Origin of the sequence: Frankia sp. AvcI1 (assembly GCF_001420875.1) — a bacterium.
Taxonomy (GTDB): Bacteria; Actinomycetota; Actinomycetes; order Frankiales; family Frankiaceae; genus Frankia; species Frankia alni.
The window spans coordinates 80,132-92,525 of the sequence record NZ_LJFZ01000011.1 but is presented as its reverse complement, the minus strand read 5'-3'; the positions used below and the strand labels follow the sequence as shown (position 1 = coordinate 92,525).

Genomic DNA, 12,394 nt, shown 5'->3' with positions numbered 1-12,394 from the left:
CTCCCGCTGGCCGGCAGGCNGGAACTACCCTCATCGGTCGAGGCCAGGACACTGGTGAGGATCTTGTCACCCGGATCGGGGTTTCGCACGGTCATCGAGAAGGTCACGATCACCACCTCGTCGACGGCGAGGTCACCCGACCAGGAGACTGTCGAGCCCGCGAAACTCACCGTCCCGGCGGAGGCGGTGGCGTTCCCGCCGTAGACCGCATCGTCCAGGGCACCNCTGAGATTGTTGGTGACGGTCGCCCCGGTGTATGGCGTTTCACCGCTGTTCGTGATCGTGACGGTGTATGTCACGACACCGCCAGGAACAGCCGCGTTGGCATTCGTCGCCGTCGTCATCGTCAGGCCGGGGAGCAGCACCGNCACACTTTCGAAACAGGCCGGATCAGTNCCACCCGTCGGGCAGTTGCTACCGGGCNCATCCGAGACGATGGAGCCCTTCAGCACCCGGTTCCCGGTATCCGGATCATTGACCTGGACACTTCCGATGATGGTCACGGTGCCNCCCACTGGAATGCTGCCTGTCCACTGCAGCCCGGTCGCGCCGACCACCATCGTTCCCGAGCTGGCGCTCTGACCGCCGTAGGCGGAGGCGTCGTCCACGACGTCGTCACCGACCAGCGAGGCTGTGATCCCGGTGTAGGGAGTCTGCCCCGTGTTGGTGAAGGTGTTGGTGAAGGTGACTATTCCCCCGGGGGTCGTCGACGTCACGTTTGCGGAAGTGGAAAATGTCAGCTCGCTGACCGTGACCGTGGCCGTGCACCGCGGGTCGGTACTCGCCGCCTGACAGTTGCTCCCGTTCGAGGCCGACACCACCGAGTCGACCAGGATGTCGTCGCCCGTGCCGGGGCCGGTCACCCCGACGGAGTAGGTGATGGTGANCGACCCGGACGCCGGCACGTCACCGGTCCAGGACAACACCGGCGCGGTGTAGCTCACGGCGCCGGCGGACGCGACCGCGTCGGCGTGGTAGGTGGCGTCGGTCAGAACGTCGGTCAGGTCGTCGGTGAAGGCCGCTCCCAGGTAGGGCGTGAGCCCGGCGTTCGTCACCGTGACCGTGTAGTGCACCGTTCCCCCGGCGGCCACCGAGGGCACGTCCGATTCCTTCGTGAATGTCAGGAGCGCCGCCGCCACGACCGGGAGCACGACGGTGCAGCGCGGATCGGATCCGCCCGACGGGCAGTTGGAGCCCGTGGTCGTCGAGACGATCGTGCTGGCCAGCGACTGGTTCCCCGGATCGGGATTCCTCACCGTCACCGAATAGGTGATCGTCGCGGTCGCGCCCGGATTCAGGCTGCCTGTCCAGCTCAGCGTGGCGCCGACGAAGGATGCCGTGCCGGTGGAGGCCGTGACATCCGCATTGTAGGTCGCGTCGTCCAGGACGGCGCTCAGCGGGTTGCTGAAGGTGGCCGCCGGATACACCGTCTGGCCCGAGTTGGTCACCCTGACGGTGTAGACGAGCACCTGTCCCGGCACCGCGTTGTTTTCGTTCGCCGTCTGTTCGATCGTCAAGGCCGGGGTGAGGACGACGACGTTCGACCGGCAGGTCGGATTTCCGCTGGCGGGCAGGCAGCTGCTCCCGACGGCATCCGAAGTGACAATGCTGGCGAGTATCTTGTCGCCCGGATCCGGATCAAGCACGGTCACGGAGAAGGTGATCGTGACGACAGCNCCGAGGGCCACGTTTCCGGTCCAGGAGATCGTCGGCGCCGTGTAGGTCGCCGCGCCCGAGGAGGCCGACACGTCACCGTTGTAGACAGCGTCGTCGAGCAGACCGGCCAGGGCGTCGGTCACCGTGACACCGGTGTAAGGGGTCTCGCCGCTGTTCGTTATCGTCGTCGTGTAGTTGACGGTATTTCCCGGCACCACCGTCGCGACATCCGGCGAGGTGGAAATTGTCAGGCCGGGAAAGAGTACCGTCGCGGTCGCCGTGCAGCGCGGGTCGCTGTTTCCAGCCGCGCAGTTGTTCCCGACCGCAGCAGATCCAAACACGACGGTGATAACCCCGTTGCCAGTGTCGGGATTCAGCACCGTCAGCGTGGTGGACAGGGTGATGACGCCGCCGACCGGGATGTCCCCGGTCCACACCGCCCCGGACCCGCTCACCGACAGGGTTCCGGACGACGCCGTCTGGGTACCACTTCCGACCGCGTCGTCCGTGGCGCCGCTGCCGTTGACGAGAACGCTGATGCCGGTGTATGGGGTCTGGCCGGTGTTTGAGAAGGTCGCGTTCAGCCGGATCGTCGAGCCCGGGGTCGTGGTCGCGGACTCGAAGCTCGTCGCCAGAATCAGCTGGGACACCGCAACCGTCACCGCGCAGCGCGTGTCCGTGCTGCCGGTCGCACAGTTGCTGCCGACGGTGGGCGAGGAGATGACGTCGGTCAGGAACCCGTTCCCGGTGTCGGGACTGTGCGTGGTGACCGAGTAGACGATCGTCGCCGCCGCACCGGGCGCCAGGTTGCCCGTCCAGGACAGCGTCGGCGCGGAGTAGCTCGCGGTGCCCGCCGAGGCGGTGACGTCGGCGTTGTAGGTCGCGTCGTCGAGCAGGCCGGTCAACGAGTCGGCGAACGTCGCCCCGGTGTACGGAGTCGGCCCGGAGTTCGTCACGGTCACCGTGTAGGTGACCACCCCGCCGGGGGTCGTCGTCGCCGAGCTGNCCGTCTTTGCGATGGTCAGGTCCGGTACCAGCACCTGTACCACCGCCGTGCAGGCCGGGGCGCTGCCCCCGACGGGGCAGTTGCTGCCGATCGCCGGCGAGGTGACGGCGTTGATCAGAAGCTTGTCGCCCGGGTCCGGGTCGAGCACGGTGACGGTATAGGTGATGGTCGCACTCGCCCCGGCGGCGAGGCTCCCGGTCCAGGTGAGGTTCGGCGCGGAGTACACGACCGTGCCGGTGGACGCGGTGGCGTCGGCGTTGTACGTGGCGTCGGAGAGCACTCCGGCCAGCGAGCTGGTGANCNTGGTGCCGGTGTAGGCGGTCTCACCCGTGTTCGCCAGCGACACGGTGTACGTGATGGTGCCGCCGGGCGTCATGGTGGAGACGTCCGCGGTGTTCGTGATGGCCAGGCCCGGCGTCAGCACCGGCACCGTGGACGTACAGGCGGGTAGCGCGTTGCCGACCGGGCAGGTGCTGCCCTGCGTCGCCGAGCTGACGATGGTGGTCAGGACCTTGTTGCCCGTGTCGGGGTTCTTGACGGTGAGCGAGAGGGTCACGACCACCGAGGCACCCGGCTCGAGGCTGCCCGTCCAGACCAGGGCGCCGCCGACGTTCGCGATCTGCCCCGTCGTGGTGGCGCCGTCCTGGTTGTAGGTCGCGTCGTCCACCANGTTGGCGAACGGCACCGAGAAGGTCGCGCCGGGGAACGGGGTCTGGNCGTCGTTCACCGCCGTGTAGGTGAACACCACCACCTGGCCCGGCTCGGTCGTGGTCACGGAGGTCGCGGAGGTGATCGTCAGGACCGACACGGTCACCGTGGTCGAGCACNGCGGGTCGGTTCCCCCGACCGGACAGGTCGTCCCCACCGTCGCGGAGGTCACCTCGTCGGAGAGGATCTTGTTGCCCGTGCCGGGGTTGTTCACCGTGACCGAGTAGGTGACGGTCACCGCCGCCCCGGCGGCGAGATTCCCGGTCCAGGTGAGGTTCGGGCTGGTGAAGGTGACCGTGCCGGTCGTGGCGGTCGCGTCCGCGTTGTAGACCGCGTCGTCGAACACCCCGGCCAGGGCGTCGGTGAAGGTCACGCCCGAGAATGCCGCCGCACCCGTGTTGGTGGCGGTGACGGTGTAGGTCACGACGTCGCCGGGCGCGGCCGAGGTCGCGTCCGAGGCCTTCACGATCACGATGGGTCCGACGCCGACCGTGAAGGTGACCGCCTGGGTGGCGGTCACCCCGAACGCGTCACTCACCTGAACGGTGAACGGGGTGCTGCCGGCCGTGGTGGGCGTCCCGGACAGGACCCCGGTCGACGCGTTGAGAGTGAGGCCCGGCGGCAGGCTGCCCGCGCTGACCGACCAGGCGAACGGGCCGGTACCACCGGTCACCGCCAGCGTGTTGCTGTAGGCGACACCCACCTGCCCGGCCGGCGGCGGCGGGAACGCCAGGGTCGGCCGCGCCGCGATCGCCAGGTTGACGCTGTTGGTCGCCGTCTGGCCGAAGGCGTCCACGACCCGGACCACGAACGATGCGGTACCGGCCACCGTCGGCGTGCCCGACAGCAGACCCGTCGAGGAGCCCAGGGTGACCCCCTGCGGCAGCGCGCCCGCGCTGACCGACCAGACGAACGGGCTCGTGCCGCCCGACACGGTCAGTTGGTTACTGTAGGTAACTCCTACCTCGCCTGCCGGCGGTGGCGGGAACGGAAGCGTCGGGGGCGACGCGATCGAGATCGTCAGGCCCTGCGTCGCGGCCTGCCCGCCGGCATCCACCACCCGGACCGTGAACGGATAACTGCCGGCCGTGGTCGGCGTTCCGGAGACCAGACCCGAGGTGGCGTTGAGGATGAGGCCCGGCGGCAGGCTGNCGCTGCTGATCGACCAGGTGAACGGGGACGTGCCGCCGGTAACAGTGAACTGGTCGGTGTAGGCCGCCCCGACCTCGCCCAGCGGCGGCGCCGGCAGGGCCAGGCCCGGCGAGGCGTTGATCGTCACCGCGGACGAGGCGGCCGACTGCGGCCCGGTCCCGGCCGCGTTGATCGCCGCGACCCGGAAGGTGTAGGTCGTCCCACCGGTCAGGCCGGTGATGCTCTGCGTCGTCGCCGTGCTCGTGAAGGTCTGCGCCGTCTGCGCGACCCCGCCGATGTAGGGGGTCACGACATACCCGGTGATGGCGCTGCCGTTGCTGGCCGGCGCGGTCCAGGACAGGTTGGCCGACGTGCTTCCCGCGCTGACCGCCGTGATCGTCGGCGCGGCCGGCAGGGCGTAGGGCACCACGGCCGCCGAGGCGGGGCTCGCCGCCCCCGTGCCGACCGCGTTCACGGCCGCGACCGTGAACGTGTACGAGGCGGCGGCGGTGAGACCGGTGAGCGTGCGGGTGGTCGTCGAGGCGTCGAACGACACCGGCGTCTGCGCCACCCCGTTGCGGATGGGCGTGACGAGGTAGCCGGTGATGGTGCTGCCGTTGCTCGCCGGGGCGACCCAGGTGACCGTGGCGCTGGTGACCCCCGCCGTGGCGGTCGGCGCCACCGGGGTCGCGGGTGCGCTCGTGTACACGTACGACGTCACCCCCGCCACCCCGACCGTCACGACGGTGACCCCCACCGTCGCCGCGCTGGTCCGGGCGGGCATCGACGAGATCGCCAGCGAGCCGTTGGCGTTGANGGTGAAGCAGCCGGCGGCGGGCCCCGACTGACAGGGCAGCAGCACCACCGGGGTACCCGCCTGCTGCTGCGCGGTCGTCCCGATCTCGATCGCCGTCGCGCCGGTGATGTTGATCCCCGTCACCGTGGCCGCACCACCGCCGGAGATCGACCCCGAGGTCGGGGAGATCGCGATCCCGGTGGGGGTCGCCGCGATCGTTCCCGCTGTGGCCGTGGCGGCGAAGCCCGGGTTCGCGTCGCTCGCCGAGGCGGTGGTGGTCGTCGCGGATCGGACGAACGCCGGGGTGACGCTCGCACCGGTGACGATCNCCACCACGGTGATCGGGGTCAGACTTGTCCCGTTGGTGAAGGGTCCGTTGCTGTTGGTGCAGGTGATCGTCTGCCCGCTCGGGGCCTGACAGACCCAGCCGGAGCCGAACGCGCCCACCGGGACCACGCCCGCCGGCATCGTCTGCGTCACCGCGATGGGCAGGGACTCGTCCGCCCCGGCGCTGACGCCGGCGGTCACGCTGTAGGTCACCGGATCACCCGGTGCGAGGGTCGTCTGGGTGAAACTGGTCGCGGCGACGTTGAGCTGCGGAACCGGGTTGAAGGTCACCACCCTGGTGTTGTCGATCTCGTGGAAGTCGGTGGAGCCGCCGGTGGAACCCACCCAGCCGAAGGCCAGCTGCCGGGGGATGCCGGCCGGCGTCGTCCAGCTCGACGACGGGTACAGCCCGCTGGGCACGGTGGGCAGCGTTCCGCTCAGGGTTCGCGACGTCCCGCCCACCGGCGTGAAGATGACCTTGTAGGTGCCGGGGGTCGCGGAGACACCCGAGTCCGTGACGATGGTCTGCGCGGTGGGGTTGACCACCACCTCGACGGGCACCACCGAGGCCGCGCGGGTGGCGGCGTGCAACGGCACCACCGGCGAGGATGTTGTCGTCGCCGTGNTGTTCACCGCGCAGTACCCGACTGTTCCCGCGCCGGGGCCGCGTACGACGACCTGCCCCTTGACCTGCGCGCCGGTGGTGGAGATGTAGGCCGGATTGGTGCAGCCCGAGCCCTGGTACGTGGTGTTGCTGAAGTTGCCGAAGACGTCCAGGCCGACTCCCAGGTAGGCGGTGCTCAGCCCGCTGAGGCCGGCCGAGAGCCAGGCCGAGTAGCCGAGTCCGCCGCCGAGCTGGCCCATGCGCGCCNGCGCCGTCGGAGCGGCCGGATCGACCGCCGCCAGCACGAACGCGATGCCGTCGGCGCTGCTGCCGCCGTACTGGTACGAGTTGAAGGTGACGTCCAGTCCCTGCGAGGTCGGCACGCTGGTCGCGCCGAAGACACCGCCCTGCAGGCTGGTCGCGTTGGCGGTCAGGCGTAGTTTCCCGGCGCCCTGGGCATCGTTGCTGGAGGTACAGCTTCGCAGCACCCCGGTGTTCGAGTTGCCGCTCGCGGTCAGACACGCCTGGTTGCCGCCGGTGGCGCTGACCGGTGGCAACGGCAGCGCGACCGAGCCGAGCCCGTCCGGCGTGTTGTTGTGGAACGGCTGATTGAACAGAAGGGTACCGGCGGCGTAGGCGACGGTCGGCATGAGAGCCGAAATCGAACCGGACAGAAAAAGGCTCACCAGGCCGATGANCAGCGCCTTGAATGCACGCCCACCACGGATCGCCGCCATCTTCCGCGGAGATCTCCGTCTCGTTCCCCTCACACCGTTCATTACATAGAGTTTATAGTCGATGACCTTAAGTAACAAGCGTCGGCCGACTATGAATCGGGCGTGTCGTCCCGGGTCTCGGATTCCGGGCTCAGGAGGTCCCGAGCGAGGTCGGTGCTTCCGCCGTCGGTTGTCTCACCGGCCTGACGCGGCTCGACGAAATCCTCCCGCCGCCGCAGGGCACGGGCCTCCGCAAGAATTCGCGCCCGGTAGCGCCGGCGTATGAACACACCGAGCAGGAGGATGACGACGGCGACGGCGACAAACAGCGCGGCCTGGCCGACCGGAAAGAGCACGACTCTGGCACGCGCGCTACTGACGCTGCCTTTCGAGCCAGGAACGGCGACCTCCGCCCGGCAGACACACATGCGTGGCGGATCGTTCCACCGCGCGGTGACCACCCGGGTCGCCCCGCGCTGCACGGTAAAGTCGGGGAAGGCGACGTCCCGCCCGTCGACCCGAACTTTGAGATGTCCCTTTCCACGGAAGTCGCGGTGCACTGTGCCGGTGTTCCGCAGCGTCGCGGTGAAGTCGATCGGTCCGCTCGTCGCGAATCCCGAGGTCCGCAACGAGGNGACCCGGACGGTGTCGTCCACCGGGCCCGGCACCGTGATGTAGAGCGGAGCGCCGATCCCGCGGTTCAGCCGGATCGTCCTTCCGTCCTTCAGCGCGGGCACCATGAACAGCATCGCAACGTGGTGATCGCCCGGCTCCGGATGCGGCGGAACGGCGATCCGCACGGCGACGATCTGGCGGGTGCCCGGCTCCAGATGGAACGCGGCCGGGCTGACCGTTATCCAGTTCATCGCCGACTGCGGGCCCTCGTCGCGTTTGAACTGGAGGGTCCCGTCCCGNCCGGCCGTGAAGCCCGCCCTGTTGACCACGATGTCGAGCGGCAGGCGACCACGATTACTCACCGCGAAGTGCTGGTCCTTCGCGAGCTGCTCCTGCGGAATCACCAGCCTCGTCGGACTGACGCTCAGTCCGAAGTCCGCTTTGGGGGGAGAAGGTGCGGGGGTCGACGCAGTCGCACTGGACACCGGGNCGACCAGTGCTACCGTCAATGCGAGACACGTGGCCACCACAATTGCCCAACCGCCCAGCCGAAGCCGGTTGGTCATCGTCGACCCACCGCCATGTTCTTCTCTCCCTTATGCGTATCCGGGACCCGATGNCGCCCGAAGTCAGCTATGTCCCACAGCCGTTTCCGGCCGCCTAGGAGGAATTACTACAGGGTGGTGGNGACGTAGTCGAGGACCGCAGAGTAGGTGTCCGGAGTCACGAACGGAATGGTGATCTGGTAGTCGTTTGTGAAGGTGTCACCCGCCTCTGCGGAGGGCGTGGCCTGGGTGTGTACCGTAACGGGCGTTCCGAAGACCAACGGGGTGAAGGCGGTGGTTCCCGCCTCGCGGACCCGAAGGTCGCCGATCGGAATCGTGTCGGTGTTGCCCGGCGTCGTCGGATTCAGGGTGGGCGTCTCCGGCGCGACCGTCACCGTGTAACCCTCGTTGTTGTTGGTTGTCACCGTGAACGTGACGGGCGGGGCCGTGGTCGATACGGTCTCGCCCGGGTTGCCGGCCAGGGTGAACGACGGCACGAGGCCGGTGAGCGTGATGGACGAACCGACCACGACGNTGGCTATGGTGGTCTGGGTGGACGTCTGGCCAGGTACCGCGTTCGCTCCGGTGCTCAATCCTCCTATGACGGTCGCCACACCGGCCGTGACGACGAGACCGCGCCTGAGCGCGGTGCGTGATTCACGCACTAGGGACATTCTGGGCTCCACTTCCTCGGGCTGACTACGCAGAGTGTTTTGATTACTACTCAGCGTGTCAAGAATCGAGGCTCTCGGTGAGCGTCTTCCTCGGGCAGGTCCGCTCCGGCCGGCAGGTACGCCACGGCGACCAGGATGATTCCGGCGGGGCATGGACACTCGCCGACAACGCCGACGATCGGCCCTCGGCCCGTCGCTGACCCCGACTCCGACCCCGACGGAGACGACCGGACCGCGACCGCGCCGGAAAGGTGCGAAGGCGAGCCGACAAGGTCGGGTTACGACTGAACACGGCGATGGGTCGGCCTACCCGGCGGGGCTGGCCGCGTCTCCTACGCTGTGCCCGCCTCGGTGTTACGCCTCTTCTGATCTCCGGCCGGGGCGACAGGGAGGTCGACCCCAGAATGACAGCCGCCGCACCGGGGTCCGCGGCCTCGACAGCGGCGGTGTCCGAGCAGTCGCCATCATCGAGGTCGCTGAGAAGTCCAGGCGTTCACCCGAGGCTCCAGAGCTGAAGCCTGGCAACGGCAGAATGAGCAGGTCCGGCGATCCCGGACGAGCCTCACCCAAGTCTGAGCGGGCGACGGGAATCGAACCCGCGTTGCAAGCTTGGGAAGCTCGTGTTCTGCCTCTGAACTACGCCCGCGTAGTGCATCCGCATCGTACCGGATCGCGCGGCAGGCGGGGCAGGGCGGGTGCGGCGGGGCGGGACACGGAAGGCCCGTGCCCCCCGCCCGCCGCCGCCGGCGGCCCGACCCTGACAGTCCCGCATCGCCGCCGCCGCCGTCGTCGTCGGCTTGGCCTGCATGCCGGTCGGGACGCCGGCGGCGTGCGCCGATGTCAGCCGTCCACGGTGCTGCCGGTGGCGGAGGGGACCGCGCCAGCGGTGCTTCCGGAGCCGCCGCGACCACCGGTGTGGCCGCCGACTCCGCTGTGGCCACCGACTCCCGGGTGGCCGCCGACTCCGCTGTGGCCACCGTGGCCGCCGCCGACGCTGGCGGCGCCGCCTGCGCTGGAGCCGGCGCCGGGGTTGGACGGGCCACCCTCACCGGGCGGACGCAGGAAGCGCAGCGGCTCGCGGCCGGCCGGCTGCCTGGGTCGTTCCAGCACGGGGGCGGGCGGCACGTCCAGGCTCACCGGCTCGCCCGGCTGGACCCGCACCGTCTGGCCGTGGTGGAGCAGGGTCATCGCCGGACCCTCGGAGACGGTGTAGGTCGCCGTCGCATCGGACACCTCCACCCGCAGGTGACGCCCGCGCACGCAGAGGCCGAAGGCAAGCCTGGTCAGGCCCTCCGGCAGGCGGGGCGAGAAGGCGATGACCTCGCCGCCGTCGCGCAGGCCGCCGAANCCCTCCACGAGGGCGATCCAACTTCCCGCGAGCGAGGCCATGTGCAGGCCGTCGCCGGTGTTGTGCTCGATGTCGCGCAGGTCCATCAGCGCGGCCTCGCGCAGGTAGTCGTGGGCGAGGGAGAGGTGGCCGCACTCGGCGGCCATCACGGCCTGGCAGCAGGCCGACAGCGAGGAGTCCCGGACGGTCAGCGCCTCGTAGTAGGCGAAGTTGCGGATCTTCTCGTCCATGGTGAACGCGTCGCCGCAGCGCTGCATCGCGAGCACGAGGTCCGCCTGCTTGACGACCTGCTTGCGGTAGAGGTCGAAGTAGGGGAAGTGCAACAGCAGCGGGTACTGCTCGGCCGTGGTGTGCTCGAAGTCCCACACCTGGTGCTCGGTGAAGCCCTCGGACTGCGGGTGGACCCCGAGATGGGGGTCGTAGGGGATGAACATGTCCTCGGCCGCGTCCCGCCAGGAGGCCGTCACCTCGGCGTCCACGCCGAGCTCGGCGGCGCGGTCGGGATGGCGGCGGGCGGCGTCCGCGGCGGCGATGAGGTTTCGCTGCGCCATCAGGTTCGTGTAGACGTTGTTGTCGGCGATCGCCGAGTACTCGTCCGGGCCGGTGACGCCGTCGATGCGGAACCGGCCGTCGAGGTCGTGGTGACCCAGCGAGCGCCACAGCCGCGCAGTCTCGACCAGGATCTCGAGGCCGACCTCGCGTTCGAACCGCTCGTCCTCGGTGACGTTGACGTAGCGGGCGACCGCGTCGGCGATGTCGGCGTTCACGTGGAACGCCGCCGTCCCCGCCGGCCAGTACCCGGAGCACTCCTCGCCGTGGATGGTGCGCCAGGGAAACGCCGCACCCGCGAGGTCGAGCAGCTCGGCGCGCTCCCGGGCCAGCGGCAGGGTCGCGTGCCGCCAGCGCAGCGCGTCGCCCGCGGCGGCCGGGGCCGTGTAGGTCAACACCGGCAGCACGTAGGTCTCGGAGTCCCAGAAGGCGTGCCCGTCATAGCCCGGACCGGTCAGGCCCTTCGCCGGGATGGCGCGCCGCTCCGCCCGGGCGGCCGACTGCAGGACGTGGAACAGCGCGAACCGGACGGCCTGTTGGACCTCCGGGTCGCCGTCGACCTCGACGTCGGCGCGCGCCCAGAACGCGTCGAGGTACTCCTTCTGCTCGCGTACCAGGCCGCCCCAGCCGGTCTGGCGGGCGGCGACGAGCGCGGCCACGGCCTGGTCGCGCAACGCCGGCAGGGACCGCTGCTCGGACCAGCCGTACGCGAGCCACTTGACCATCCGCAGCTTCTGGCCGGGCAGCAGCACGACCGTCGCGGTGACCCGACCCGCGTCGGGCTCGCTCTCCGAGGAGATGCCCAGCGAGTCCGGGCCCTCGAAGTGATGATCCATGGCGGCGGCGACCCGGATCTCGCTGTGCCGGGTGATGTGGACGGTCTCGACCTTGGTCCCGTCGGCACGGTGACGCTCGGAGATCAGCGGCGACTCCAGCGCGGCGGCGGCCCGCGGGTCCCCGCGCCAGGTCGGGAGCTGCTCGTTGGCGACCAGCTCCGACTGGATGACGACCCGGGCCGGATCGCCGATCGCCTCGACCTCGTAGTAGAAGGCGGCGATGGACCGCTGGGAGAACGACACCAGCCGCTCGGAATGCACCCGGATCGTCTGGCCGGCCGGTGAGACCCATTCCACGTCGCGGGTGAGCACGCCCTCCCGGAAGTCGATCATCCGCTGATGCGACAGCAGTTCGCCGTACCGGATGTCGAACGGCTCGTCATCCACCAACAACCTGATGATCTTGCCATCGGTGACGTTGATGACCGTCTGCCCTGACTCGGGATATCCGTACCCGGCCTCGGCGTACGGCAAAGGGCGCAGTTCGTGCACGGAGTTCAGGTAGGAGCCGGGCAGTCCGTGGGGATCACCCTCGTCGAGGTTTCCGCGCAGCCCGATGTGGCCGTTGGACAACGCGAACAACGATTCGGACCGGCCCAGATCGTAGAGGTCGACTCCGGATTCCCGGATCGCCCACGGCTCGATCAGATAGGACGCCTTGTCGATCATGCCGGNCCGCGCCCGGCGGCGGACGGCGTGGACGGCGTGGACGGCGCGAGCAGATCGGCCAGATCCTCGACGACGATGTCGGCGCCGTGCTTGCGCAACTGCTCGGCGTGCCCCTGCCCCACCCGGTCGACGCCGACCACGTAGCCGAAGCCCCCGGCCCGGCCGGCCTCGACGCCGGCCAGGGCGTCCTCGAACACCGCCGCCCGCTCCGGCG

Annotated in this window: 5 protein-coding genes, 1 tRNA gene and 9 pseudogenes; 1 reads left to right on the top strand and 14 read right to left on the bottom strand. The window is 69.6% G+C overall.

Annotated elements, in window-relative coordinates; genetic code table 11:
* Positions 1-20 precede the first annotated feature (20 nt).
* The 10 genes and pseudogenes from UK94_RS51000 to UK94_RS50955 form a co-directional block, all read right to left on the bottom strand.
* Positions 21-224: pseudogene (locus UK94_RS51000) on the bottom strand (hypothetical protein); the annotation flags it as partial.
* Between the two features lies 1 nt (position 225).
* The coding region (locus UK94_RS50995) for a hypothetical protein (RefSeq protein ID WP_235487867.1) at positions 226-344 on the bottom strand (119 nt) is incomplete at its 3' end.
* A gap of 166 nt (positions 345-510) precedes the next feature.
* Positions 511-886, bottom strand: a pseudogene (locus UK94_RS50990) (hypothetical protein); the annotation flags it as partial.
* Position 887: 1 nt separating this feature from the next.
* A pseudogene (locus UK94_RS50985) lies at positions 888-1,676 on the bottom strand (internalin); the annotation flags it as partial.
* 1 nt (position 1,677) lies between these two features.
* A pseudogene (locus UK94_RS50980) lies at positions 1,678-2,661 on the bottom strand (hypothetical protein); the annotation flags it as partial.
* A 1-nt stretch (position 2,662) separates the two neighbouring features.
* Positions 2,663-2,962 (bottom strand): annotated as a pseudogene (locus UK94_RS50975) (hypothetical protein); the annotation flags it as partial.
* A gap of 1 nt (position 2,963) precedes the next feature.
* A partial coding sequence (locus UK94_RS73740) for a hypothetical protein (protein WP_268761341.1) occupies positions 2,964-3,086 on the bottom strand: 123 nt, incomplete at its 3' end.
* Positions 3,087-3,490: 404 nt separating this feature from the next.
* Positions 3,491-4,521: pseudogene (locus UK94_RS50965) on the bottom strand (putative Ig domain-containing protein); the annotation flags it as partial.
* Position 4,522: 1 nt separating this feature from the next.
* On the bottom strand, positions 4,523-5,285 hold a 763-nt coding region (locus UK94_RS50960), incomplete at its 3' end, for a fibronectin type III domain-containing protein (RefSeq protein ID WP_235487864.1).
* 2,962 nt (positions 5,286-8,247) lie between these two features.
* A pseudogene (locus UK94_RS50955) lies at positions 8,248-8,499 on the bottom strand (hypothetical protein); the annotation flags it as partial.
* 356 nt (positions 8,500-8,855) lie between these two features.
* Here UK94_RS50955 and UK94_RS73735 point away from each other — a divergent pair.
* On the top strand, positions 8,856-8,978 hold the full coding sequence (locus UK94_RS73735) for a hypothetical protein (protein ID WP_256788229.1): 123 nt from the start codon (positions 8,856-8,858) through the stop codon (positions 8,976-8,978).
* A gap of 375 nt (positions 8,979-9,353) precedes the next feature.
* Here UK94_RS73735 and UK94_RS13560 read toward each other — a convergent pair.
* The 4 genes and pseudogenes from UK94_RS13560 to UK94_RS50945 all read right to left on the bottom strand — a co-directional run.
* Positions 9,354-9,424 (bottom strand) — tRNA-Gly (locus tag UK94_RS13560).
* Positions 9,425-9,618: 194 nt separating this feature from the next.
* A pseudogene (locus UK94_RS50950) lies at positions 9,619-10,125 on the bottom strand (glycosyl hydrolase family 65 protein); the annotation flags it as partial.
* A gap of 1 nt (position 10,126) precedes the next feature.
* A partial coding sequence (locus UK94_RS13555) for a family 65 glycosyl hydrolase (protein WP_235487799.1) occupies positions 10,127-12,180 on the bottom strand: 2,054 nt, incomplete at its 3' end.
* A 6-nt stretch (positions 12,181-12,186) separates the two neighbouring features.
* Positions 12,187-12,394, bottom strand: a pseudogene (locus UK94_RS50945) (hypothetical protein); the annotation flags it as partial.